This window comes from Burkholderia sp. WP42 (assembly GCF_000745665.1).
GTDB lineage: Bacteria > Pseudomonadota > Gammaproteobacteria > Burkholderiales > Burkholderiaceae > Burkholderia > Burkholderia vietnamiensis.
On sequence record NZ_JQJT01000015.1, the window covers coordinates 42,516 to 67,733 of the forward strand.

General features: G+C 69.3%; 22 protein-coding genes and 1 pseudogene. 12 read left to right on the forward strand and 11 right to left on the reverse strand.

Going from position 1 to position 25,218, the window contains the following annotated elements; genetic code table 11:
• Nucleotides 1-3 precede the first annotated feature (3 nt).
• From EX20_RS08130 to EX20_RS08140, 3 genes are all read right to left on the reverse strand, one after another.
• Complete coding sequence (locus EX20_RS08130; protein ID WP_014722781.1) at nt 4-828, reverse strand: ABC transporter permease; 825 nt, start codon at nt 826-828, stop codon at nt 4-6.
• A 17-nt stretch (nt 829-845) separates the two neighbouring features.
• Nucleotides 846-1,874 carry an ABC transporter substrate-binding protein gene (locus tag EX20_RS08135; RefSeq protein WP_011884108.1) on the reverse strand — a complete coding sequence of 343 codons (1,029 nt, stop codon included), beginning with the start codon at nt 1,872-1,874 and terminating at the stop codon, nt 846-848.
• Nucleotides 1,875-1,945: 71 nt separating this feature from the next.
• Nucleotides 1,946-2,971, reverse strand: coding sequence for a LacI family DNA-binding transcriptional regulator (locus EX20_RS08140; RefSeq protein WP_034193223.1), 1,026 nt, complete (start codon nt 2,969-2,971; stop codon nt 1,946-1,948).
• 1,081 nt (nt 2,972-4,052) lie between these two features.
• Here EX20_RS08140 and EX20_RS08145 point away from each other — a divergent pair.
• The 4 genes from EX20_RS08145 to EX20_RS08160 all read left to right on the forward strand — a co-directional run bounded on the left by EX20_RS08145 (nt 4,053) and on the right by EX20_RS08160 (nt 8,702).
• On the forward strand, nt 4,053-5,198 hold the full coding sequence (locus tag EX20_RS08145) for a porin (protein ID WP_034193224.1): 1,146 nt from the start codon (nt 4,053-4,055) through the stop codon (nt 5,196-5,198).
• 213 nt (nt 5,199-5,411) lie between these two features.
• Nucleotides 5,412-6,038 carry a flavin reductase family protein gene (locus tag EX20_RS08150; protein WP_014722788.1) on the forward strand — a complete coding sequence of 209 codons (627 nt, stop codon included), beginning with the start codon at nt 5,412-5,414 and terminating at the stop codon, nt 6,036-6,038.
• A 272-nt stretch (nt 6,039-6,310) separates the two neighbouring features.
• Nucleotides 6,311-6,994, forward strand: a complete 684-nt coding sequence (locus tag EX20_RS08155) for an SOS response-associated peptidase family protein (RefSeq protein WP_034193225.1) — start codon at nt 6,311-6,313, stop codon at nt 6,992-6,994.
• A gap of 277 nt (nt 6,995-7,271) precedes the next feature.
• Nucleotides 7,272-8,702 (forward strand): purine-cytosine permease family protein, encoded by a 1,431-nt coding sequence (locus EX20_RS08160; protein WP_034193226.1) that lies wholly within the window; start codon nt 7,272-7,274, stop codon nt 8,700-8,702.
• 73 nt (nt 8,703-8,775) lie between these two features.
• Here the strand turns inward: EX20_RS08160 and EX20_RS08165 are convergent, their stop codons facing one another.
• Entirely contained in the window at nt 8,776-9,732 is a 957-nt protein-coding gene (locus EX20_RS08165) for a LysR family transcriptional regulator (RefSeq protein ID WP_011884220.1), read from the reverse strand.
• 195 nt (nt 9,733-9,927) lie between these two features.
• Here EX20_RS08165 and EX20_RS08170 point away from each other — a divergent pair, with 195 nt between their 5' ends.
• The 3 genes from EX20_RS08170 to EX20_RS08180 all read left to right on the forward strand — a co-directional run bounded on the left by EX20_RS08170 (nt 9,928) and on the right by EX20_RS08180 (nt 13,378).
• Nucleotides 9,928-11,238 (forward strand): MFS transporter, encoded by a 1,311-nt coding sequence (locus EX20_RS08170; RefSeq protein WP_014722791.1) that lies wholly within the window; start codon nt 9,928-9,930, stop codon nt 11,236-11,238.
• A 133-nt stretch (nt 11,239-11,371) separates the two neighbouring features.
• Nucleotides 11,372-12,331, forward strand: coding sequence for a Zn-dependent hydrolase (locus tag EX20_RS08175; protein WP_034193227.1), 960 nt, complete (start codon nt 11,372-11,374; stop codon nt 12,329-12,331).
• A gap of 24 nt (nt 12,332-12,355) precedes the next feature.
• The gene (locus tag EX20_RS08180; RefSeq protein WP_014722792.1) at nt 12,356-13,378 is read left to right on the forward strand and encodes a histone deacetylase family protein; all 1,023 of its coding nucleotides are present in this window, start codon (nt 12,356-12,358) and stop codon (nt 13,376-13,378) included.
• 141 nt (nt 13,379-13,519) lie between these two features.
• On the opposite strand, the gene EX20_RS08185 is transcribed toward EX20_RS08180, so the two are convergent.
• Together EX20_RS08185 and EX20_RS08190 are read right to left on the reverse strand one after the other, a co-directional pair.
• The gene (locus EX20_RS08185) at nt 13,520-14,725 is read right to left on the reverse strand and encodes an MFS transporter (RefSeq protein WP_034193228.1); all 1,206 of its coding nucleotides are present in this window, start codon (nt 14,723-14,725) and stop codon (nt 13,520-13,522) included.
• A gap of 490 nt (nt 14,726-15,215) precedes the next feature.
• Nucleotides 15,216-16,127: a LysR family transcriptional regulator gene (locus EX20_RS08190; RefSeq protein WP_014722794.1), complete on the reverse strand. Its 912-nt coding sequence runs from the start codon at nt 16,125-16,127 to the stop codon at nt 15,216-15,218.
• 225 nt (nt 16,128-16,352) lie between these two features.
• Here EX20_RS08190 and EX20_RS08195 point away from each other — a divergent pair, with 225 nt between their 5' ends.
• A complete protein-coding gene (locus EX20_RS08195; protein ID WP_034193328.1) occupies nt 16,353-17,273 on the forward strand; it encodes a pyridoxal-phosphate dependent enzyme in 921 nt (306 codons plus the stop codon).
• A 767-nt stretch (nt 17,274-18,040) separates the two neighbouring features.
• Here EX20_RS08195 and EX20_RS30455 read toward each other — a convergent pair.
• Together EX20_RS30455 and EX20_RS08205 are read right to left on the reverse strand one after the other, a co-directional pair.
• A pseudogene (locus EX20_RS30455) lies at nt 18,041-19,207 on the reverse strand (DUF2242 domain-containing protein); the annotation flags it as partial.
• 139 nt (nt 19,208-19,346) lie between these two features.
• Nucleotides 19,347-20,240 carry a LysR family transcriptional regulator gene (locus tag EX20_RS08205; RefSeq protein WP_034193230.1) on the reverse strand — a complete coding sequence of 298 codons (894 nt, stop codon included), beginning with the start codon at nt 20,238-20,240 and terminating at the stop codon, nt 19,347-19,349.
• A 107-nt stretch (nt 20,241-20,347) separates the two neighbouring features.
• Here EX20_RS08205 and EX20_RS08210 point away from each other — a divergent pair, with 107 nt between their 5' ends.
• Together EX20_RS08210 and EX20_RS08215 are read left to right on the forward strand one after the other, a co-directional pair.
• Entirely contained in the window at nt 20,348-21,103 is a 756-nt protein-coding gene (locus tag EX20_RS08210) for a TerC family protein (protein ID WP_034193231.1), read from the forward strand.
• An 83-nt stretch (nt 21,104-21,186) separates the two neighbouring features.
• Complete coding sequence (locus EX20_RS08215; protein WP_034193232.1) at nt 21,187-21,510, forward strand: TFIIB-type zinc ribbon-containing protein; 324 nt, start codon at nt 21,187-21,189, stop codon at nt 21,508-21,510.
• 104 nt (nt 21,511-21,614) lie between these two features.
• On the opposite strand, the gene EX20_RS08220 is transcribed toward EX20_RS08215, so the two are convergent.
• From EX20_RS08220 to EX20_RS08230, 3 genes are all read right to left on the reverse strand, one after another.
• Entirely contained in the window at nt 21,615-22,031 is a 417-nt protein-coding gene (locus tag EX20_RS08220; protein ID WP_011884241.1) for an Hsp20/alpha crystallin family protein, read from the reverse strand.
• Between the two features lie 16 nt (nt 22,032-22,047).
• Nucleotides 22,048-22,488 (reverse strand): Hsp20/alpha crystallin family protein, encoded by a 441-nt coding sequence (locus tag EX20_RS08225; RefSeq protein WP_011884243.1) that lies wholly within the window; start codon nt 22,486-22,488, stop codon nt 22,048-22,050.
• Nucleotides 22,489-22,715: 227 nt separating this feature from the next.
• Entirely contained in the window at nt 22,716-23,564 is an 849-nt protein-coding gene (locus EX20_RS08230) for a LysR substrate-binding domain-containing protein (protein WP_011884244.1), read from the reverse strand.
• Between the two features lie 328 nt (nt 23,565-23,892).
• On the opposite strand from EX20_RS08230, the gene madL reads away from it, so the two are divergent.
• Nucleotides 23,893-24,288, forward strand: coding sequence for a malonate transporter subunit MadL (gene madL, locus EX20_RS08235; protein WP_011884246.1), 396 nt, complete (start codon nt 23,893-23,895; stop codon nt 24,286-24,288).
• A gap of 11 nt (nt 24,289-24,299) precedes the next feature.
• Nucleotides 24,300-25,067, forward strand: coding sequence for a malonate transporter subunit MadM (gene madM, locus EX20_RS08240; protein ID WP_011884249.1), 768 nt, complete (start codon nt 24,300-24,302; stop codon nt 25,065-25,067).
• Nucleotides 25,068-25,218 lie beyond the last annotated feature (151 nt).

Below are 25,218 nucleotides of genomic sequence, written 5' to 3' on the forward strand. Positions count from 1 at the left end.
TCCTCAGGCCGCGGCGGCGGCGGTGTGGCCGGCGAACCGGCGGGCGAGCGCGAGCACGGCCCACGTGACGATGCCGAGCACGATCGACAGGCCGGCCGCCGTCGCGATGTTCGCGTTCAGCGTGAACTCGGTGTAGATCGTCATCGGCAACACGTTCAGGTCGGTCGCGAGGGTGAAGGCGGTGCCGAACGCGCCCATCGCGGTCGCGAAGCAGATCGCGCCGGCGGCGATCAGGCCCGGCGCGAGCGCCGGCAGCACGATGTCGACGAAGATGCGCCACGGCGACGCGCCCAGCGAGCGCGCCGCTTCCTCGAGCGACGCGTCGAGCTTCGACGCGGCCGCGATCACGGTGACGATCACGCGCGGAATCGAGAAGTACAGGTAGCCGACGAACAGCCCGGCGACCGAATACGCGAACACCCACTTGTCGCCGGTCAGCTTCGACGAGAGCATCCCGATCAGCCCTTGTCTGCCGGCCAGCATGATCACCATGAAGCCGACCACGACGCCGGGGAACGCGAGCGGGAAGGTCAGCAGCGCGAGCAGCACGCGCTTGCCCGCGAAGTCGCGGCGCGCGAGCAGCAGGCCGGAGATCGTCGACAGCGCGAGCGTCGCGAGCGTGACGCCGGCCGACAGCGCGACCGTTTCGCCGAGGCTCGTCATGTAGCGCGCGTTGCCGAGCAGCGCCGCGTAGCGCGCGAAGAACGCGCCGTCGGCGGACACCCGCACGAGCGCGGCCATCGGCAGCAGCCAGAAGGCGGCGAAGACCGCGAGCGCCGGCGCGACGAGCGCGACGCGCCAGCGCAGCGGAAAAGTGAGGTCGAGCATCGCGTCGTTCCTGCCGCTCACTGCATGATCTGCAGATACTGCTGGCCGAACGCCTGCTGGCCGGTCGCCATCTTGCCGAAGTCGACCGGCTTGGCCCGTGCGTATTCGCTCGCCGGCAGGAACTTCGCGGCGAGATCGGCGCCGAGCGTCTGTGCGCGCACCGGCCGCAGGTAGGCGCTCGCCCACAGCTTCTGGCCTTCGTCGGACAGCACGAAGTCGAGCACCTTCTTCGCGTTCGCGTCGTGCGGCGCGCCCTTCACGAGGCTCATCACGTACGGTACCGCGATCGTGCCTTCCTTCGGAATCACGAATTCCACGTTCGCGTGATCCTTGTACTTCGCGCGATACGCGTCGAAGTCGTAGTCGAGCAGGATCGGAATCTCGCCGGACAGCACGCGCGCATACGCGGTCTGCTTCGGCACGATCGGCGCGTTCGCCTTGAGCTTGCGGAACCAGTCGAGGCCCGGCTTGAAGTCGTCGAGGCTGCCGCCGAGCGCCTGATTCACCGCGACCGCGCCCGCGTAGCCGACGAACGCGCTCGACGGATCGAGGTAGCCGACCATCCCCTTGTATTCCGGCTTCAGCAGATCGGCCCACGAGCGCGGCACCGGCTTGCCGTCCAGCGCATCCTTGTTCACGAAGAAGCCGAGCGTGCCCGAGTGGATCGCGAACCAGTAGCCTTGCGGGTCCTTCAGGTTCGCGGGGATGTCGTTCCAGTGCGCGGGCCGGTACGGCGCGATCACGCCCTTGTCCTTCGCCTGGAACGCCGACGACACGCCGAGATAGACGACGTCGGCGACCGGGCTTTTCTGCTCGGCGATCAGTTGCGCGATCGCCTGGCCCGAGTTCTTGTTGTCGAACGGCACGCGGATGCCCGTCTTCTGCTTGATCGCCGCGATCTGCGCGGCCCAGTCGGCCCATTCGGGCGGGCAGTTGTAGCAGATGGCGGTTTCGTCGGCGTGGGCGGCGGGCGCGAGCGCGACGAGCGCGGCGCACGCAAGGGGCGCTGCGACGAGGCGCAGCAGCGAGGTCAGGCGAAAGGACACGGTGGATCTCCGGGCAGGGTGGGGTAGCTTCGCGTGCCGCGCGCGGGCGCGCGGCGGGTGCATTCGGGGGTTCAGGCGTTGCGGGTTTGCAGGTCGGCGGCCGGCGGCGCGACGGTCGCGCCGTCGCGCACCGTGTGCGGCAGGATCAGCGACGTGCGTTCGATCGACGCGCCGCCGATGCAATCGACGAGGCGGCGCCACGCATGGCGGCCGATATCCTGGTTCGGCGTCGCGACGCTCGCGAGCGGCGGCGTGAGCAGCTCGCCGATTGCGATGCCGTCGAAGCCGAGCACCGACAGGTCGTCGGGAACCGAGAAGCCCGCGCGGCGCAGGCCGCGCATCACGACCATCGCGAGCAGGTCGTTGCTGCAGAACAGCGCGGTCGGGCGCGTCGCGCGCGCGGTGAGATGCGCGAGCACCGCGTCGGGCAGCTCGGCGGCGTTGAAGTCGACTTCGACGGGCGGCAGCGTCGCGACTTCGGCTTCGGCGAGTGCCTGCGCGTAGCCGAGATGACGCTGGCGTGCGCGGTCGGATGCGGCGAGCGAGCCGGCCAGCATCAGCACGCGGCGATGGCCGCGCGCGGTCAGCAGACGGACGCCGTCGTAGGCCGCGCGGCGGTTGTCGACCGACACCGACGGGCGGCGCTGCGTGTCGTTGTGCATCAGCACGTAGTGCGGGCCGTCGCGATCGAGCATGTCGAGCAGCGGATGCGTGTCGGCGTCGGCGAGGGTCAGGATCAGGCCTTCGACGCGTTGTTCGCGCAGCGTTTCGATCGCGTGCCGCTCGCGGGCCGCGTCGTATTCGGTCGTCATCAGGATCAGCTTGAAGCCGGCCGCGGTCGCCAGTTCGTCGATGCCTTGCAGGCAGTCGGCGAACACCGGGTTCGCGATCGTCGGCACGACGACGCCGACGAGGCGCGTGCGCTCGCCGCGCAATTGACGGCCGAGCGGGCTCGGGCGGAACTGCAGCGTGTCGATCGCGGTGCGGATCGCCGCCAGCGTCGCGGGGCTGACGGTGTGCGGCGCGTTGATCGCACGCGATACGGTGGCGATGGAGAAGCCGGCGAGGGCGGCGACGTCCTTGATGGTCTGGGGCATGGCGTGACGCGATGTAAACGTTTTCGGCGAGTGGATTATCGAAAACGTTTGTGACTTCGCGATGACGCGCGGCGAGGCGGTTTCGCAAGAACGCGTGGCGGGGGATGCGGGCGTTCGGTTGCGCACGAGCGTGGCCGCTCCGATTGTAGCGGCGGGAGGCTGCGGCGCGGGAAACGATCGGTGGCGATGGCGGCGGCGCTCATGCGCGCGGCGCGGTGCGATGCGCCGCACCCGAATCGGGGAACGGATGCGCGAAGCAATGGTAGAATCGCGTCCGCCCTTTTGCCGGGGTGATGAAATTGGTAAACATAGCGGACTTAAACGATTGAGTGCCCGGTCGGAAACGGCCGGTGCAGAACCCTTCAAATTCGGCGAAACCCCTGATGCGCGACGCGCATCGAGGCAACACCGAGCCAAGCCTCGCGGCGCAGCGCCCGCGAGGAAGGTGTAGAGACTAGACGGGGGGCGCCTAAGGCGCACGGGCAGCGATAAAACGCCCGCGCGCGATGGCGAAGGCATAGTCCAGCGCACGAACGGCGTCGTCTTGGCGGCGCCGGCTTTGAAAGAAGCAGTGTGACGAAAATCCGCCGCCTTAATTGGCTTGCCGGTTCGAGTCCGGTCCCCGGCACCACGTCTCCTTCAAACGATCCCGCGCAGCGCCGAGCCACGCGCACAATCGCCTCGCGAGTTGTTCACTCGCATACCGCCGCGCCGGATGCATCGGCAATCCGCCGTGATATCCCCGTCATCCCAATCCCCATACGATCCGCCGCTCATGCGCCGTTCGCGCGTCCTGCCGCTCGCATCACCCACCCACCGCGCACGTCGTTTCGCATCGTCACGCACTCACTTCGCCACCCGCGATCCCCCCATTCGCACTGCCACCCCCCCGCTAACCCATTTCCCTCCCCCCAAAACACCCTCGATTCTGCACAGCACCTTTGCAACGCCGGTCACTAACAGCGGAAAAACGGCTCATTACACTGCGCCCGTCGCATCGCGGGGAAGCATCGATGCGACGCGAATTCGCAGCGCGTAAGCAAAGCGACCGGAAAACGAATGACTTGGGGGGTAAATCATCATGAACAAGCGTTGGGGGATCATCGTGCCCGCCGCATTGCTTGCCACGGCCGCGCATGCGCAAAGCAGCGTTACGCTGTACGGCAAGATCGAGGACGGCATCAACTACACGAGCAACGCACGCGGCCACGGGACCGTGCAGTTGCAAAGCGGCTACGACTACGGCAGCCGCTGGGGCATCAAGGGCATCGAAGACCTCGGCGGCGGCTATCAGGCCATCTTCCAGCTCGAGAGCGGCTTCGACGTCAACACCGGCAAGATGAGCCAGGGCGGCCGCGAATTCGGCCGCCAGGCGTTCGTCGGCATCGCGTCGGACCGTTACGGCACCTTGACGTTCGGCCGCCAGTATGACCCGAGCGTCGACATCTTCTCGCCGCTCACGGCCAACGGCAACTGGACCGGCTATCTGTTCGCGCACCCGTACGACAACGACAACACCGACTACTCGTTCCGCGTGAACAACGCCGTCAAGTACGTGTCGCCGGTGTGGCACGGCATCACCGCGGAAGCGATGTACGGGTTCAGCAACCAGTCCGGCTTTGCGAACAACCGTCTGTACGGCGCCGCGCTGCAATACCAGCAGGGCGGGCTGACGGTCGGCGCGTCGTACCTGAAGATCAACAACGCACACAACGGCGATTCGAACGGCGCGATCACCGGCGACAACACGTTCGACGCGTCGTCGCAACAGAACATCGGCATCGGCGTGAACTATGCGTTCGCGAACGCGCTGATCGGCTTCACGTACTCGCACGTCGACGTCTACGACCCGACCGCCAACGCATACTTCACCGGCACGACGCAGCCGGCCGGCGGCAGCTGGAACGCGTGGAAATTCGACAACTTCGAAGTGAACGGCCTCTATCACTTCACGCCCGCGCTGTACCTCGGCGCGGCCTACACGTACACGCAGGCGCGCGTGTCGTCGACGGTCGGCTCGTTCAATCCGAAGTGGCACCAGCTGAGCACGAAGCTCAACTACGACATGTCGAAGCGCACGTCGGTGTTCGTCGAAGGCGTCTACCAGCATGCGATGAACGCCCACACCGGCACCGACTTCGACTACGCGTACGTTCCGGGCGCAGCCGACATCTCGTCGGGCCCGAACCAGTACGTCGTGCGCGTCGCGCTGCTGCATCACTTCTGACCACCGCTCACGCACGGACACCGCCCGGTAAACAGCCGGGCGGCGTGCAGCCGCCCGCTGCATCGGCCAGGCTCCGGTGCCGCAGCCGGTGCAGCGAATGCAGGCTCGTGTGATACTGGGCGCCGCCCGCCGCGCCGCTCGCATGTGCTTCACGCGGCCATGCGCAGCGGGCGATCGCCTTCCACGCACCTTGTCCGCTGCCCGAGCTCCGTCATGACGCACCCGACCTACCACTATTACGAACCCTCGCAAGGCCACGGCCTGCCGCACGATCCGCTGAACGCAATCGTGGGCCCGCGCCCGATCGGCTGGATTTCCTCTCGCGGCAGCGACGGCACGGTCAATCTCGCACCGTACAGCTTCTTCAACGCGTTCAACTATCATCCGCCGATCATCGGCTTTTCGAGCACCACGGCGAAGGACAGCCTGCGCAACGTGCGGGAAACCGGCGAGTTCGTCTGGAACCTCGCGACGCGCGATCTCGCCGAGCGGATGAACCGGACCTGCGCCGCGGTGCCGTACGGCGTGAACGAATTCGAACTCGGCGGGCTGACCGCGATTGCGTCGCGTCTCGTCGACGTGCCGCGCGTCGCGGAAAGCGGCGTCAACTTCGAATGCAAGGTCACCGACGTGGTCCCGCTGCGCGATCATCGCGGCGGCGAGACGTCGGCCACGCTGGTGCTCGGTGAAGTCGTCGCCGTCCACATTCGCGACGATCTGCTGAAGGACGGCATCTTCGACACGTTCGGCGCGGGCATCATCCTGCGCGCGGGCGGGCCGACGGCCTACGTGCACGTCACGCCGGACAGCCGTTTCGATCTCGCGCGTCCGGACGCGTGACCAAGGCGGCCTGAGCCGTCCGGCGCGCGGCCGCCCGCACCCGCAACGCTCCGCCTGACTGGACGAGCGCGCGGGGCGGTTCGCTCGGTGCGTGCCGGCACGACCGCCTGCGTCGAATCGCGGATCGACATCGCGACGCGCCGTTCATCCGGCCGGTGCAGCGAGCGACGCGCTTCGAGCCGCACGGCCCGCCTCGCTCCGGCCGAAATCGCACAGCCGCGGGATGCAGGCTGACCTACGATGGAAGCATCGCATCCGTCGTCCGTCGAACCATGTGCACCCACTACCGTGCTCCCGGCGAAGACCCGGGCATCAGCGAGCTGCGAATCGGCATCGGCGATCTGTTCGACCGCGAGCCGTGGGCACCCGACGTCTATCCCGATTACGCGGCGCCGATCGCGCGCGCCGACGGCGACGGGCTCGCGGTCGTCAGCGCGGTGTTCGGCTTCTGGCCGAAGTTCATGCAGTCTGAACGCATCGACGAGAACGGCCGCAGGAAGCGCAAGCTCGACACGGTCAACGCGCGTGCGGAGACGGTCGGCTCGTCGCGGCTCTACGGCAACGCCTGGCGCAACGGGCAGCGCTGTCTGATCCCGGTGCGCTGGATCTACGAACCCTGTTACGAGACGGGCCGCAACGTGTGGCACCGGATCGGCCTGGCCGGCTGGCAGGCGTACTGCGTCGCCGGCATCTGGCGACGCTACGAAAGCGCCGACGGCCGCGAGCGCATCGGCATGGCGATGCTCACGGTCGACGCCGACGGCCATCCGCTGTTCGCGCGCATGCATCGGCCCGGCGACGACACGCGCGGCGTCGTGATCCTGCGCCGCGACGACTACGACGCATGGCTGCATGCGCGCGACGTCGAAGCCGTGCGGCTCATGCTGGCGCTGCTGCCCGCCGACGAGATGGACGCCGCGCCGGAACCGCCTCTGCCGCCGCCCGCCGGCGCTTGATCTTTCATCTTTCATACGGATCGCTGACGGTCCGGAAAGGCTGATACGCGCGGCGTGCGCGCACCATCCCGACCGCACCGAGCGCCTCGGGTAATCACCTATATCGTCCTAGTTGTATATACAACAATATCCGCTGACCAATGTCGGCGGCCGTCGTTCGAACGGCGGGCGGAAGCCGGAGAAGCAGAAGCACTTCGAGAAATTGAAACAGGGCGGCCCGACCCGGCGATCGTGTCGGCGACACCCTCCGTGATCCTCAGCATTCTGGAGATTTTCCGTGTCGACGAATTCCAGCGAAAGAGCCGGCGGTCTGATCGAGGTGCGCTCGATCGATTTCATTCCCGATGCCGAACGCCACGGCGGCCTGCTGAGCCAGTTCACGCTGTGGCTGTCGGCGAACCTGCAGATCACGGCGATCGTCACCGGCGCGCTCGCGGTCGTGCTCGGCGGCGACGTGTTCTGGTCGCTGATCGCGCTGCTGCTCGGCCAGCTCGTCGGCGGCGCGGTGATGGCGCTGCACGGCGCGCAAGGGCCGCAACTCGGGCTGCCGCAGATGATCTCGAGCCGCGTGCAGTTCGGCGTCTACGGCGCGATGATCCCGATCGTGCTCGTGTGCCTGATGTACATCGGTTTCTCCGCGAGCGGCTCGGTGCTGGCGGGGCAGGCCGTCGCGCAGTTGCTGCACGTCGACGACGCGGCCGGCATCCTGCTGTTCGCCGCGGTGATCGTCGCGCTGACGGTGTTCGGCTATCGCGCGATCCACTTCGTCGGCCGGATCGCGAGCGTGGTGGGCGTCGTCGCGTTCGTCTACATGTTCGCGCAGTTGTTTGCGCGCCACGACGTCGGCGCGCTGCTCGCCAACAAGCACTTTTCGCTCGCGAGCTTCCTGCTGTCGATGTCGCTGTCGGCATCGTGGCAGATCGCGTTCGGCCCGTACGTCGCCGACTATTCGCGCTATCTGCCGCGCTCGACGTCGTCGGCGGCCACGTTCGCCGCGGTCGGCCTCGGCTCGGTGATCGGCGCACAGGCCGCGATGGTGTTCGGCGTATTCGCGGCCGCGCTGGCAGGCAGCGGCTTCGCGCATCACGAGGTGTCGTACATCGTCGGCCTCGGCTCGACGGGCGCGGTCGCCGCGTTGCTGTACTTCAGCATCGCGTTCGGCAAGGTGACGGTCACGACGCTCAACGCATACGGCAGCTTCATGTCGATGGCCACCATCGTCAGCGGCTTTCGCGGCAAGCGCGCGGTGTCGTCGCGCAGCCGCGCCGCGTACATCTTCGGGATGATCTGCGTGTCGACCTTGATCGCGCTCGCGGGCCGGCATTCGTTCCTGAAGGAATTCACCGCGTTCATCCTGTTCCTGCTCGCGTTCTTCACGCCGTGGAGCGCGATCAACCTCGTCGACTATTACTGCTTCACGCGTTCGCGCTACGACGTGCCGGCGCTGTCCGATCCCGACGGCCGCTACGGCCGGTGGAACGCGATGGCGATCACGATCTACGTGGTCGGCATCCTGGTGCAGCTGCCGTTCATGTCGACGCACATCTACACCGGCCCGCTCGTCGACGCGCTCGGCGGCACCGACATCTCGTGGATCCTCGGCCTCGTCGTGCCGGCCGCGCTGTACTACGTCGGCGCGCGTGCGTCGCGGCGCAGCATCCCGGAGCATCTGATCCTGCCGCTCGAACACGGCGGAATTCCGCACTGACGTCACGCGCCCCGCGCAGCGTTCGCGCCGCCGCATCGCGCGCCGCCGCATCCACGGCCCGGTGCGCGCGTGCCTACGCGCCGAGCCGCTCCGCGAGCGAATGGCGCTGCATGCAGCGCTCCATCGCGTCGAGAAACGCCTGCTCGGCCGCGTTCATCCTGCGCTCGCGATGCCACAGCAGGAATACGTCGACGTCGATCAGCCCGTCGTCGGGCGGCAGGCGCCACAGGCGCTGCTGCGCGACGTCGTCGCGCACGATGTGCTCGGGCAGGCAGCCGATCCCGTAGCCGGCGAAGATCAGCCGCCGCACTTCATCGAGGCTCGGCGACGACGCGACGATGCGTCCGGTGAAGCCTTTCTGATCGCGGAACACGGTGAGCGGCGACAGGCTGTCGCCGATCTGGTCGCTGGTGAACGACACGAAGTTCTCCGCGAGCAGGTCTTCCATCCGCAACTGCGTCTGCCCGAACAGCCGGTGATGGCGGCCGCAATAGATCGCATAGCGCTGGCGCAGGAAGCAGCGCATCTGCAGCTTGTCGTGCGGCGTGCGGCACAGGCCGAGCCCGGCGGTGGCCGTCTTCTGCAGCAGCGACGACAGGATGTCCGACGAACGCATCACGTCGATCTGCAGGTCGATGCGCGGATACGCGCGATGGAATTCGGCGAGGAATTCGTCGTAGACGGGCGACTCGATGCGGCTCACCGTCAATAGCCGGATCGACCCGGTGAGGTCGGCGGTGCTGTCGTCGAGCTCCGTGTCGAGGCGCGACACGCCGCCGTAGATGTCGCTCGCGATCCGGTACACGGCTTCGCCCGCCGCGGTCGGCGCGAAGTGCGCGCCGCGCCGCTCGATCAGCTTGCGGCCGAGCGCGTCCTCGAGCCGCCGCAGCGCCTGGCTGACGGCCGGCTGCGTGACATGCAGGCGCGCGGCCGCGCGGCTCACGCTGCGCTCCTGCATGATCACCAGGTACGTGCGCAACAGGTTCCAGTCGAGGCGGTCGTTGACGAAGCGGGCGAGGTCGGCGCGCATCGGGGCTCCAGGCGGAACGTCGGAACGTTGAAAGGGGTATTAGCCAGATTTATACGCGAAATAATAATTTGAAATTGGACTAATGATATGTGGCCGCCGATAAAGGAGGCGTGCCGCACCCGGCGGCACGGGGCCGCGACAGACGGCCGGCCATCACGATATTGCGCGTGCCGCGGCGCGCGTCAGGAGCCCCGCATGAGCCAGTCCCTTCCTAGCGCGCGTCAGCCGGCGCGTGCCGCGACCGCGGCGTTCATCGGCACGATGATCGAGTGGTACGACTTCTACATCTACGCGACCGCCGCCGCGCTCGTGTTCGGTCAGCTCTATTTCCCGTCGCACGACCCGTTCGTCAGCACGATGGCGTCGTTCGCGACGTTTGCCGTGGGCTTCTTCGCGCGGCCGCTCGGCGGCATCGTGTTCGGCCATCTCGGCGACCGCATCGGCCGCAAGAAGGCGCTGATGACGACCTTGATGATGATGGGCGTCGCGACCGTATGCGTCGGGCTGCTGCCCGACTATTCGAAGGTCGGCGTGCTCGCGCCGGTGCTGCTGGTGGCGCTGCGCGTCGTGCAGGGGATCGCGGTCGGCGGCGAGTGGGGCGGCGCGGTGCTGATGGCCGGCGAGCATGCGCCGCAGGGCCGCCGCACGTTCTTCGCGTCGTTCGCGCAGCTCGGCAGCCCGGCCGGGCTGATCCTGTCGCTGGTCGCGTTTCGCGCGGTCACGTCGATGGACAAGGCCGACTTCCTCGCGTGGGGCTGGCGCGTGCCGTTTCTGGCGAGCGCGGTGCTGCTGGTGGTCGGCATCCTGATCCGGCTGGGCGTGAACGAGTCGCCGGAATTCGCGCGCGTGAAAGAGGCGAACCGCACGGTGAAGCTGCCGGTCGCCGAAGTGTTCCGCTCCGCGTCCGGGCTCGTGCTGCTCTGCATCGGCGCGAACACGATCGGGATCGCGGGCGTCTACTTCACCAACACGTTCATGATCGCCTACACGACGCAGTACGTCGGCGTGTCGCGCTCGCTGATCCTCGACAGCCTGTTCGCGGTCGCGATCATCCAGTTCGTCGCGCAGCCGGCTGCCGCGTGGCTTGCCGAGCGCATCGGCAGCGCGCGGTTCCTGAAGATCGCCGCGCTGCTCGCGATGCTGTCGCCGTACCCGATGTTCATGCTGGTGCAGGGCGGCACGTCCGCGTCGCTGATCGCCGGCATCGCGCTCGCGGTCGTCTGCATGGCCGGCTTCTATTCGGTGATCGCCGGCTTCGTGAGCGACGTGTTTCCGGCCCACGTGCGCTATTCGGCGATCTCGCTCGCGTACCAGGTGTGCGGCGCGCTCGCCGGCGGCCTGACGCCGCTCGTCGGCACCTGGCTGGCGCATCGCTTCACCGGCCAGTGGTGGCCGCTCGCGGTGTTCTACACGGGCCTCGCCGGCATCTCGCTGCTCTGCATCGTCGCGCTCGACGCACGGCGCGCGTCCCGGCCGGCTGCTGCCGAGGCGCTCGGCTCGCGCTGAATCCCGACGCTTCGATCAGCCGCGCCGCGTGTGGGCGAACGCTGCCGGTACGCGACCGTCGCAGGGCGTGCGCGGCGGGATCGGCAGCGTGCGGAAATCGATACCCCCGACGAACGAATTCATTGGAGTGCACATGAACGACTTGCTGGAAGTCGACGGCCATCGCCTGTGGCAAAGCCTCGCCGACATGGCGCGCATCGGCGCGACGCCGCGCGGCGGCGTGCGCCGGCTCGCGCTGACGGACGACGACCGCCGCGCGCGCGACCTGTTCGCGCAATGGTGCCGCGATGCGGGGATGACGGTGCGGGTCGATGCGATCGGCAACCTGTTCGCGCGGCGCGACGGCGCCGATGCGCAGGCCGCGCCGGTGCTGATCGGCAGCCATCTCGACACGCAGCCCGAGGGCGGGCGCTTCGACGGCGTGTACGGCGTGCTCGCGGCGCTCGAAGTCGTACGTGCGCTGAACGACGCGCGCATCGCGACCGACAAGCCGCTCGAGATCGTGTCGTGGACCAACGAGGAAGGTGCGCGTTTCGCTCCGGCGATGCTCGGCTCCGCCGTGTTCACCGGCGCGCTGCCGCTCGACGACGCGCTCGCGCGGCAGGATGCCGACGGCATCGCGCTCGGCGCCGCGCTCGACGCCTGCGGCTATCGCGGCACGCACGCGCCCGGCGGCGCGGTCGATGCGTATTTCGAAGCGCATATCGAACAAGGCCCGGTGCTCGAGGCGAACGGCACGACGATCGGCATCGTCACCGGCGGCCAGGCGATCCGCTGGCTCGATGTGCGCGTGACGGGCGTGGCCGCGCATGCGGGCACGACGCCGATGGCGTATCGCCGGGACGCGTATTTCGCGTGCGCGCAGATCGCGCTGGAGCTGGAGCGGATCGTCGCCGGCCATGACGCGATCGTGCTCGCGCGCCGCGTGCCGACCGCGATGGTGTTCATTCCGTGCGTCGGCGGGCTGTCGCACAACGAGGCCGAGGACGCGCTGCCCGACGACGTGACGCGCGGCGCGAACGTGCTGCTCAACGCGGTGCTCGCGCGCGCCGGTGTCGCGACGCACGCGGCGGCCGCCGCGTTCGACGCGTGACGAGACGAACCGACGAGGACAACGATGAAAACCTTCTTCCATCCCGAACAGTTGCTGCACCATCCGCGCACCTACCTGTCGCGCGGCAGGATGCGCGAGCCGCAGGAGGTGCCCGAGCGTGCGGCGCGCCTCGTCGCGGCGGTGCGCGCGCTCGACTTCGACGTGTGCGAGCCGGCCGACCGCGGCACCGCGCCGATCGCGGCCGTGCACGACATGAACTACCTGCGCTTTCTCGAGGAAGCGCACCGCGACTGGAAGCGGATGCCCGACGACTGGGGCGACGAAGTGATGTCGAACGTATTCGTGCGCGACCCGAACCCGCTGCGCGGGATACTCGCGAAAGCCGCGCGCTATCTGGCCGACGGCAGTTGCCCGATCGGCGCGCACACGTGGCGCGCGGCGTACTGGTCGGCGCAGAGTGCGCTCGCGGCGGCCGCGCACGTCAACGACGGCGCGCGCGACGCGTACGCGCTGTGCCGTCCGCCCGGTCATCATGCACGGCGCGACGCGGCCGGCGGCTTCTGCTACCTGAACAACGCGGCGATCGCCGCGCAGGCGCTGCTCGGCCGCCATCGCCGCGTGGCGGTGCTCGATACCGACATGCATCACGGGCAGGGCGTGCAGGAGATCTTCTACGATCGCGACGACGTGCTGTACGTGTCGATCCACGGCGACCCGACCAACTTCTACCCGGTCGTCGCCGGTTACGAGGACGAGACGGGCGCGGCGGCCGGCGACGGCTACAACCTGAACCTGCCGATGCCGCACGGCGCGCCGGAGTCGGCGTTCTTCGAGCGGCTCGACGATGCGTTGCGCGCGCTCGCGCGTTTCGAGCCCGATGCGCTCGTGCTCGCGCTCGGCTTCGACATCTACAAGGACGACCCGCAGTCGCAGGTGGCCGTCACGACCGACGGGTTCGGGCGGCTCGGCGGCGCGCTCGGTGCGCTCGCATTACCGACGGTGATCGTGCAGGAAGGCGGCTATCACCTCGAGAGCCTCGACGCCAACGCGCGCGCGTTCTTCAGCGGGTTCGCCGTCGCACGCTGAGCGTCGCGGGCGCGGCCGCCGCGCGCATGCCGCTGACGATGAAGAGCGCATCGGCATCCCGGTGCGGGCCGGTCGCCCGTTGCCGGTCGCCGGTAACCGGTTGTCGCGCCGCGTGCCGGCGTAATGCGGATCGCGCGGCGTTTACGAATTCGCGGCAACCGGTGCGCGCCGGCGTTGCGCCCGCTGCAGCGCGACCAGCGCGAGGCCGGCCGCGGCGATCAGCGCGCCGACGAGCGGCACGGCCGGGTAGCCGAAGCCGGCCGACAGCGCGGCGCCGCCGGCTGCCGCGCCGAGCGCGTTGCCGAGGTTGAACGCGCCGATGTTGACGGCCGACGCGAGGCCCGGCGCTTCGTGGGCCGCGCGCATCACGCGCATCTGCAGCGGCGGCACCACCGCGAACGTCGCGATGCCCCACACCAGCAGCGTGAGCGCGGCGCCGACGTGCGTGCGGGCGAGCAGCGGAAAGGCGGCCATCGTCGCGATCAGCAGCACCAGGAAGCCGATCAACGTGCCGTCGAGCGAGCGGTCGGCGAGCCGACCGCCGGCGATGTTGCCGATCGAGAAGCCGACGCCGATCAGCACCAGCATCGCCGTCACGAAGGCGGGCGTTGCGCCGCTCACGTGCGCGAGCGTCGGCGCGACGTACGTGTACAGCGTGAACATCGCGCCGGCGCCGAGCACCGTCGTCGCGAGCGCACCGAGCACGACGGGACGCGTGAGCACCGCCAGCTCCGCACGCAGGTCCGGCATCTTGCCGGCGTCGCCCTTCGGCAGCGCCGCGAACAGGCCGGCGATCGCGATCACGCCGAGCGCCGCGGTGGCCGCGAACGACATCCGCCAGCCGATCATCTGCCCGAGCCAGGTCGCGGCCGGCACGCCGCCGACGTTGGCGATCGTCAGACCCATGAACATCGTCGCGACCGCGCTGGCCTGCCGCTCGCGCGGCACGAGGCTGGCCGCGACCACCGAGCCGAGTCCGAAGAACGCGCCGTGGTTCAGGCTCGTGACGAGCCGCGCGAGCAGCAGTGTCGTATAGCCCGGCGCGACGGCCGACAGCAGGTTGCCGACGGTGAAGATCGACATCAGCGCGATCAGCGCCGACCGGCGCGACCAGCGCGCGAGCAGCAGCGTCATCAGCGGTGCGCCGGCCATCACGCCGATCGCATACGCGCTGATCAGCATGCCGGCCTGCGGAATCGACACGTGCACGCCGTCGGCGATCACCGGCAGCAGGCCCATCGGCGCGAATTCTGTCGTGCCGATGCCGAACGCGCCGGCGGCGAGCGCCAGCAGCGGCAGCGCGGTGCCGTGGGCCGCGCGGGAGGGAGAAGTGGAGTTGGGGTTCACGCGATGCCTTCCTGTCAGCGTTGCGCAACGGCAGCGGGCCGTCGCGGACAGCCTGCAGTGTGCCCACATTGTTCTGATGAAAAAAGCCGCATGCGCACGAAATAATCTTGATTCGATGTCAAGAATGCGTGAGGCGGGCGGCGTGCCCGCGCGCTGCGACGGCCGCGTCGGCGGGCCTCGAGCAAAAAAAGCCCCGGTCACAGGGGGACCGTGACCGGGGCGAAAAGGCATCCTCTCTTTGGCACGAGGAATGGATGCGCGCGAAGTATATTTCGCGGCATTGCGATTCGAAATGACGTTAAACGGCTGTTTTTGGCGTCAATTTAAAAATACCGACACGGTAATGTTGTGCGTTATGTATTTGAAAGGATTTTCGTCGGGGTGCTGAAGTGTTTAGTGCGCGATGGCCGCGAAGCCGGTCGCGGCGGCGGGCTGGCGGCCTGCCGGCCGAACGAGCGCCGACGAGCGCGGCTGCCGTGCGCGCTTGCGCTCAGTCCGCCTGGTCGACCACTGCGTGCACGGCTTCGAGAAACCGCGCGACGACGGGAGACGCCGGCACGGCCGCGCCGTCGAACACGAACTCGATGTCGAAGCGGCTCGCCAGCTCGTCGAGCGCGACGAGCCGGACCGTGTGCGGACACGTCGGCGCCGCGCTGTGCGGCACGAACGCGCAGCCCATGCCGGCCGCGACGAGGCCGATCAGCGTCGGGATGTCGCTGCCGACCTGCGCGATGCGCGGCGTGAAGCCCGCGCGCTCGCATTGCGCGATCAGGAAGCGGTGGTGCGCGGCCGAGCGCTGCGCGTCGAACCACACGAACGGTTGGTCCGCGACGTCCGCGAGCGAGCGCGGCGCATCGAAGGGCTCGCCGGGCGGCGCGGGCATCGCGAGCACGAAGCGGTCGCTCAGCAGCCGCACGCCGGACAGGTGCGGCGCCTCGTCGCGACGCCACGCCATGATCCCGCCGTCGAGCTGGCCGCGCACCAGCGCGTCGGCCTGTTCGGCCGACAGCATCGGCGCGATCGACAGCTTCACGTCCGGGCATGCGGCGCGAAACGCCTTCAGCACGTTCGCGAACACCGGCAGCGGCAGGCAGTTCGGCAGCGCGCCGAGCCGCAGTTCGCCGAGCTGGCCGGCCGCGCTGCGCAATGCGCGTTCGCGGCTGTCCCGCACCGTGGCGAGCACGGCGGTCGCATCGCGCAGGAAGCTCGCGCCGGCCGCCGTCAGCGTGACGCCCGTCGCGCGGCGGATCAGCAGCGGCGTGCCGATCGCGTCCTCGAGCTCGCGGATCTGCCGCGACAGCGCCGGCTGCACAATGCCCGCCGCGCGGGCGCCGCCCATCACGCTGCCGGCTTGCGCGACGGCCACGAAATAACGCAGGTGACGCAGTTCGATCTGGCGCATGCGGGTGGGGACTCCGGTTTCCGGTTTCGGTTGGTGAGAATGATATGCCTGGCAAGCATGGCGAATACGCTTCGATGGTATTGGAAAAGCATGGCCCGCGTGCCGTACGATGGTTGCCGTTGCCGTTGCCGTTGCCGTTGCCGTTGCCGTTGCCGTTGCCGTTGCCGTTGCCGTTGCTTGATCGACGGCTGCGCCCGTCCCTCGTGTTCCATCGTGATCCGCACCATGCCGCTCCATATTCAGACGCCGTACCTCCGCTCGCACACCGCCTCCCGCCGGCTCGGCGCCGACGTCTGGTTGAAGCTCGATGCGCTTCAGCCATCCGGTTCGTTCAAATTGCGCGGGATCGGCGCGGTGTGCGCGGCGCGACAGGCGGCCGGCGCGCGTCGCTTCGTGTCGTCGTCGGGCGGCAATGCGGGCATCGCGGTCGCGTATTGCGGGCGCGAACTCGGCGTGCCGGTGCTGGTGGTGGTGCCTGAAACCGCGTCCGTGCGCGCACGCGAACTGATTCGCGGCGAAGGGGCCGAGGTCGTCGTGCATGGCGCGAGCTGGGTCGAGGCCAACGCGTTCGCGCTGGCGGCCGTCGGCGAGCACGACGCGTTCGTGCACCCGTTCGACGATCCGGTGTTGTGGGGCGGCCACGCGACGATCGTCGACGAGATCGCGGTCGCCGGCCCGAAACCCGACGCGATCGTGCTCGCGGTCGGTGGCGGCGGGCTGCTGTGCGGCGTGCTGGAGGGGCTCGCGCGCAACGGCTGGCACGACGTGCCGGTCGTCGCGGTGGAGACGGCGGGCGCCGACTGCTATGCGCGCTCGGTCGCGCAGCGGCGTCCGGTGGAACTGCCGGCGATCGAGAGCATCGCGACGTCGCTCGGCGCGAAGCGGCCGTGCGACGCGGCGCTCGAGTGGGCGAGCCGGCATCCGATTCATCCGGTCGTCGTATCGGATGCGCAGGCGGTGGCCGCCTCGTTGCGGCTGGTGGACGAGCACCGGCTCGTCGTCGAGCCCGCGTGCGGCGCCGCGCTGGCTGCGCTCGAACGGCCGGTGCCGGTGCTGGCCGCGGCGTCGAACATCGCGGTGATCGTCTGCGGCGGCGTGACGGCGACCATCGAGCAACTGCAGTCGTGGAGCGCTACGTTGCGGTGAGGTGTGGCCGTCCGTGACGCTCGGCCGGTGACTGGCGGCGATCGAGCCGGATGCGTGACGGCGGTGCGAACGGACGGCGATGGCTTGTCGGTGTGACTTCGCGGTGTCTGTCGCGCGGTGCTCGGCGGGGCTGGCTCGCGATTCGCGTTGCCGTGAGCGGATGCGAGCGCGGCGCGTGAGGTGGTCGGCCGCAGCGGCGCAGATCGCTATGCGACGACGAGGACGAGGGCGTGTCGTACCCGCCGTCGGCCGCATGCACGAGCGGCGCGCTCGCGATCGGTTCCGCACACGGCGGGCGAAGCGCCGACGCATCGAAGCACTGTGTCGCGCGAAACGTCCACCGTTCCGTCGCTACGTGCGCATGGCACGCGTGGACGAGGGGCGCGTGGTCAGTTGGCCGGCGCTGCGCTGACCGCGGTCGGCGCGAACGATGCTATGGGATCGGCGGTGGGTGCGGACGCCGACGTATTGCTTGCGGAGGCCGCAGCGGCGTGCGTGGTTGCCGTTGCCGTGGGACCGGACATTGCCAAAGCTGCGCTCGAAGCGACCGGCGTGCCGCGCGTGCCGGTGGGTGCCGACGCGGAAACCGCTTCCGACGCAGCGGCATGAGGCGGCGCAGACGAAGCCGTGGAAGCGAGGACGGGAGCCGAAGCGAGTGATGCGGCCGTAGCCGATGCAGAAGCCGCAGCATGGGCCGCAGCCGAAGCAGCTGAACCGGCTGCCGAAATCGAAGCAGTCTCGAGTGCTTGCGGTGAAGCCGGAGAGAGCGTCGCGGCCGGAGCGGACGCCGAAGCCGAAGCAGGTGCAGCGGTCGAAACAGCGGCTGGCAGCGACGCAGTAGCTGAAGCCGGGCCGAGGGCTGAAACAGGACCGGACGCCGAAGCCGGTGCGGGTGCCGAAGCGGGAGCAGGAGCAGCTGTCGACCCCGAAGCAGGTGAAGGCGAAGCAGGTGCCGAGGCCGGAGCGTGTGTCGAAACTGGACCGTGGGCCGAAACCGGAGCGGATGTCGAAGAGGCTGCTGGCGCGGAGGCCGCTGCGGGTGCCGAAGCGGGTGCCGGAGCCGAAGCAGGTCCGGAGGCCGGGGCAGGCGCCGAAGCGGCACCAGCGGCCGAAGCCCGAGCCGCAGCCGAACCAGTCGCCGAACCCGCTCCTCCACCCGGCGTCGCCCCGCGCATCGCACTCGGCGCGACCACGGCCGACCCAGCCGCCGCCCCCACCGGCCCCCCCGAACCCGGCGCGACCCCCGTCCCCGACAGCGGCACCGGCGCGGCAGGCGGCGTCGGTACGACCGGCGTCGTCATCTTCATCGGTTCGCCTTGCGGCGTCGGCGCCGGCTCGGGCAGCGGCGCGACATGCTCCTTCTCGGCCGCTTTCACGGTCGCGCGATCGCGGCGGGCCGGATCGATCTTCAGGAAATGGTCGACCAGATTGAAAAAGCGTTCATAGAAGACGCCCGCCGGAATCGTCTCGCTCGCCGTTTTCACGAGCGCGTCGTCGCTCGAGCCGATCGGCAGCGACAGCGAGCCGAACACGCTCAGGCCGACGCTCGCCGACGTATTCGACTTCTTCAGCGTATAGCGGTCCTGCACCGCATTCACGTACGCGATGCTCGACGAGCCGTCGGCGTTCGCGTCCGCGCACACGACGTGAAACTCGATCACGACGTGCATGTCGTTGTTCGGCTGGAAGTTCTTGCTGCCGTCGACCGCATCGTTGCGCGACGACGACACCACGTAACCCTGGCTCAGCAGCGAGCGCCGTGCGGCCTCGCAGGCCGCCTCGGACTTCGCATGGAACGTATGCGCATACGGGCTGCTCGTCGCGTCGAACTGTTCCTGCTGATAGATCGGCTTGGGCGGCGACGAGCACGCGGCCAGCACGGTGGCGGCCGCGAGCGCGCACGAAACGGAGGACAGGCGAAATCGGTTGTGCATGGCGTCTTTCAGAGGGCTCGGCGAGTTGCCGCGACGGCGGGCGAGCGCGAGGTCGCCCGCCGTCGATGCGCGCACGGCGTGCGCGGCAATCTCGTATGGCCGGGGCGTCATTATAGTTTCGTTTGATGTCGCGCTCGCTTCAGTCGGCCGGCGTCGCGCGTGCCGCCGCGAGCAGTTGCGACGCCAGCGGATGGTGCTCGCCGCGGCGCGAGCGGATCGCGTGGATTTCCTCGGTCACGTCGCCCGCCCGCCCGAGCCGGCGCAGGCCGCGCAGCAGCGCCGCGTCGTTCGCGCCGAGTTCGCTGAGCGGAAACACGCCGAGGCCGCGCGCGCCGAACACGGCCATCAGCGCGCTGTCCTCGAATTCGCCGGTCACGCGCGGCACGATCCGTTCGCGTTCGAGCCACAGGTCCAGGCGCGCGCGCAGCGCCGAATGCGCGGTCGGCAGCAGCACCGGCAGCTCGGCGAGACACTGCGGAAAACGCTGCCGCGCGGCCGGTGTGACGAGCGCCGCGGGGCCGTACCAGTCGACCGGCGATGCGACGAGCCGCTCGCTCGTCACGCGCAGGTTCGAGCCGGCCGGCGCGCCCTGGCCGGCCAGCACGAGGTCGAGATGATGCAGCGCGAGCTCGGCCAGCAGCGCATCGTGCTCGCCCTCGTGGCACAGCAGCCGCAGCGCGGGCGTCTCGAGCACCGGCGCGAGGATCGCATGCGCGGCGAGCTTCGAGATGCCGTCCGCGAGGCCCACCGCGAGCCGCACGGTCGGCCGGCCGGCGGCCGCGCGCACGTCGTCGGGGATCAGCCGGCCCATCTCGAAGATCACCTCGGCGCGCGCATACGCGGCGCGGCCGGCGTCGGTCAGCGCGACGCCCCGGCCGGCCGGACGCAGCAACTGATGACCGAGCGACTTTTCCAGCTCCCGGACCTGCGCGCTGATCGTCTGCACGGCCATGTCGAGCCGCTGCGCGGCGCGCGCGAAACCGCCTTCCTTCACGACGACCCAGAAGTAGTACAGATGGCGAAAATTCAGCATCGCGACGATATATCGAAAAAACCGCACCAAAGCTCAGATTCTCGCTGATTTTTCCGAAGTCGTGGATTGCCTATCATCAGGTTTTCCTCTCGCGAACCGGGCCTTCCATGGACTACCTGCTGACGCTTGCCGCCGACCCCGCCGTCTGGGCCGCGCTTCTGACCCTCGTGGTGATGGAGGTCGTGCTCGGCATCGACAACCTGATCTTCATCTCGATCCTCAGCAACAAGCTGCCCGAAGCGCAGCGCGCGCGTACGCAGCGCATCGGCATCGCGCTCGCGCTCGTGATGCGCCTCGCGTTGCTGGCCAGCGTCGCGTGGATCGCCAGCCTCACCGAACCGGTGTTCACACTGTTCGGCCACGCGTTCTCGTGGCGCGACGTCATCCTGCTGTCGGGCGGCCTGTTCCTCGTCTGGAAGGCGACCACGGAGATCCATCACCACGTGTCGCACGACGGCGACGACGACGGCGCGCGCAGCGGCGCGGCCGGCCTGACGATGTGGGCCGCGGTCGGCCAGATCGTGATGCTCGACATCGTGTTCTCGATCGACAGCATCGTGACCGCGATCGGGATGACCGAGCACGTGCCGATCATGTTCGTCGCGGTGATCGTCGCGGTGAGCGTGATGCTGTTCGCGGCACAGCCGCTCGCGCGCTTCATCGACCGCAACCCGACCATCGTGATGCTGGCGCTGTCGTTCCTGGTCGTGATCGGCATGACGCTGATCGCCGAAGGCTTCGGCTCGCATGTGCCGAAGGGCTATATCTACGCGGCCATGGCGTTCTCGGCGTTCGTCGAAGGCATGAACATGCTGGCGCGGCGCGCGAAGGCGAAGCGCGCGGCGCGGGCCGAGCATCACTGAGCTTCGCCGAGCGTCACCGAACGAGCCGGCGGGCGGGCGACGCCCGCCGCCGATGCGCAATCCAGTCCCGAAGGAGCCGCCTGATGAAATGCCCTGTCTGCAAGACGCCGGACCTGCTGATGGCCGAGCGCCAGTCGATCGAGATCGACTATTGCCCGACGTGCCGCGGCGTGTGGCTCGATCGCGGCGAACTCGACAAGCTGATCGCGCGCGAAACCGGCGAGGTACGGCCCGATGTACGGCACGACGCACGGGCTAACGCACCGGCTGACGGGCGGCCCGATCGCCACGCGCCGCGCGGCCGAGACGGGGGCTGGCCGCGCGACGCGCGCGCCGACGACGACCGCCATCGGCACGGCGGCCAGCGGCGCAAGCGGTCGGTGTTCGACCTGTTCGATTTCGATTGAACGCGGCCGCGCGGGCGCGGGCCGCCGCATGTGAAAAATCCCCGTCCGGGATCATGCCCGGCGGGGATTCCATCGCGTGTCGTCGGCGGCCGGTTCTCGCGCGCTTACGCGCCGCCGACCGTCACGTCGATACGGCGCGGACGCGCTTCTTCGCGGCGCGGGATCGTCAAGGTCAGCACGCCGTCGCGCAGGTTCGCGTCGATGCGCGTCGTGTCGAGATCGGCGCTCAGCACGAACGAGCGCACGAAGCGCGGCACGCGCACTTCCGCATGCCGCACGCGCAGGTCGGCCGGCGTGTCGATGCGCGCTTGCGCGTCGATCGTGAGCGTGTTGTCGTGCACCTTGACGTCGAGGTTCTCGCGCGGCACGCCGGGCAGGTCGGCGCGCAGCGTGACGCGCTGTGCGTCCTCGACGATGTCGACGGCCGGCGTGATCGCGGGCCGGCGCGCGCCTTCGGCAGCGGCGGCGGCCGGCTGTGCGGCGTCGGTTGGACGTTCGGTCAGGGTCTGGCTCGTGTTCATGTCGGTCTCCTGAAGTTCACTGAACGGTGATGGCACGCGGCTTCGATTCCTCGCGGCGGCCGACGCGGATCAGCAGGCAGCCGTTTTCGTAGCGCGCGCTGACCTTGTCGGGATCGGCGTTCTGCGGCAACTCGACCACGCGCCGGAATGCGCCGTGAAAGCGCTCCTGCGCATAGGTGCGCACGTCGTCGCCGCCGTCCTGCGGCACCGGCTTGCGCTCGCCGCTGATGGTCAGCAGGTCCTTGTCGATCGACACGTCGAAGTCGGCGGCGGCCATGCCGGGGGCGAACGCGACGATTTCAATCGCGTCGTCGGTCGCGCCGATGTTCAGCGCCGGGAACGCGGTGGGCCGCACCGCTCGGATGCCGGTCGGCAGTTCGCCGAACAGGCTCGCCATCTGCCGCTGCAGGCGCGTGAATTCGTCGAACAGATCGTTGCCGAAATACATACCGCTCATGATGGTCCTCCTGAACGTGAAGCGCGGAATACGCGCCGACGCAGCCCCGTCGACGCGCACGGTGCGCGTGGTGGGCATTGCCTGATGACGCTTAGTTAGTGGCCGGCGAGCGGCATTTCAAGAGGGTGGATTGCAGCGGTGGCGGCGGCGTGTCGCGACGCGTCGCCGTGGCTCACGTTCGACGCCACCCTCGACCGCCGCCACCGTCGCGACCGCGACGCATCCCGCTACAACCCCGCCGCCGCCGCGATCAGCGTCGCCTCGAGCGCAAGCGTCGAGCGTGACGCCGCGGCCGGCCGGTCGATCACGTATTCGAGCTCGCCGAGTTCCGGCAGCCCGGCGTCGAGCCGCGCGAGCCCGGCCGGGATCACGTAGCCGGCGAACGCGCTCACGCCGAGCCCGGCGCTCGCGGCCGCCCGCAGCACCGCGATGCTGCTGCTCACGACGGCGATCCGGTAAGGGCGGCCGACCGCTTCGAGCGATTCGAGCACGCGGCGCCGCGACACGCTCGGCTCCGGATGCATCGCGAGCGGCAGCACGGCCTCGTGGCCGGTGATCGCCGAATCGGGGCCGGTGCACCAGTACAGCGGCTCGCTGCGGATCACGCGGCCGCGCCGGCTGCCGGCGACGCGCTTGGCGAACACCAGATCGTGGCGGCCTTCGTCGAGCGCGTCGAACAGATCGCCCGACAGCCCGGTCGAGATCGCCAGCTCGACGTCCGGATTGCGCTGCACGAAGCTCGCGAGCGCGGCCGTCAGATGCGCGGACGCGAAATCCTCCGACATCGCGAGCCGCACCTTGCCCGACAGCGGCGGCCCGCACACCGACGTGACGGCTTCGTCCATCAGCTCGAGAATGCGTACCGCGTAGCGCAACAGCGCGTCGCCGTGCTGCGACAGGCGCACGTTGCGCGTGTCGCGCTCGAACAGCGGCCGGTCGAGCAGCTCCTCGAGGCGGCGGATGTGCTGGCTGACGGTCGACTGCGACAGGCTCACGCGCTCGGACGCGGCGGTGAAGCTGCCGGACTGCGCGACGGCGACGAAGCTGCGCAGCAGTTCGGGCGGTAACGGACGCATTGCTAAATCCACTGAATCGGTTTCGACAACTTCATAAATCGCCGGATTTTGCGGCGCTAGTATCGGATCACGCGCCAGTGCGGCCCTTCAAGGCCGGCCGCACCGGCGGCGTAGCCCGTGTCGCGCCGGCGGCTGCTTCGGTCAGTCTAAGCCATCCGGCGTTCGGCCCGAACCCGCATCATCCCATCGACCCCGAGAACGCGCTCGCACGACGAGCCGCCGGGCCGCGGCGCCGCGCCGCAGGAGACGGACAGTCCGCCCGGGTATCGGCGGCCGGGCCTCCCTCCCGCACGCGTCAGGCGCCGCACCAAGAGACTGGAGACGACTCATGATCATCTACGGAACCGCGCTGCTGGCGTTCTGCCATCTGGCCGGGCTGTTCCTCGGCGACCTGCTGGGCGCCGCGATCGGCGTGAAGACCAACGTCGGCGGCGTCGGCATCGCGATGCTGCTGCTGATCTGCCTGCGGCTGTGGCTGCACCGGCGCGGCTGGCTGCCGAAGGAGACGGAAGCGGGCGTCGGGTTCTGGGGCGCGATGTACATCCCGGTCGTCGTCGCGATGGCGGCGAACCAGAACGTCGTCGCCGCGCTGAAGGGCGGCCCGGTCGCGCTGCTGGCCGCGCTCGGCGCGGTCGCGATCTGCGCATGCTGCATCGCGGTGCTGGTGCGCACCGGACGCGACGACACGGCCTTCGCCGGCGTGCCGCAATTCGAAGAACAGTGACGGAGGCCGCCATGCTGCAGATGCTCGAAAAAACCGTCGCCCACAACGGGCTCGTCGCGTCGTTCGCGCTGGTCGGCCTGATCATGTGGCTGTCGTCGATCGCGTCGCGCCGGCTCACGTTCGGCCGCGTGCACGGCTCCGCGATCGCGATCGTCATCGGTCTTGCGCTCGCGTACGTCGGCGGCGCGTTCACCGGCGGCGACAAGGGCCTCGCCGACGTGCGGCTGTTCGCCGGCATCGGCCTGATGGGCGGTGCGATGCTGCGCGATTTCGCGATCGTCGCGACCGCGTTCGAAGTGCAGCCGGCCGAGGCGCGCAAGGCCGGCCTCGTCGGCGTCGTGTCGCTGTTGCTCGGCACCGTGCTGCCGTTCATCGTCGGCGCGAGCATCGCGCGCGCATTCGGCTACACCGATGCGGTCAGCATGACGACGATCGGCGCGGGCGCCGTCACCTACATCGTCGGGCCGGTCACCGGCGCGGCGATCGGCGCGAGCTCCGACGTGATCGCGCTGAGCATCGCGACCGGCCTCGTGAAGGCGATCATCGTGATGGTCGGCACGCCGGTTGCCGCCAACTTCATGGGGCTGAAGACGCCGCGCTCCGCGATGATCTTCGGCGGGCTGGCCGGCACGGTGAGCGGCGTGAGCGCGGGGCTCGCCGCGACCGATCGCCGGCTCGTGCCGTACGGCGCGCTGATCGCCACGTTCCACACCGGCGTCGGCTGCCTGCTCGGGCCGTCGCTGCTGTTCTTCGCGACGCGCGCGCTGGTCGGCGCGTAGCGTGCGCCGGCGGCCCGCGCGGCTCGTGCGTGCGGCCGGCACGCGCGTGCGGCGACCGGCCGCATCCATCGCGGCGCCCTCTGAGTCGCATTCGTCATCATCATCAATCGGCGGCAGCCCGCGGCTTAGAATGCCGCTGAACCACCGAAGC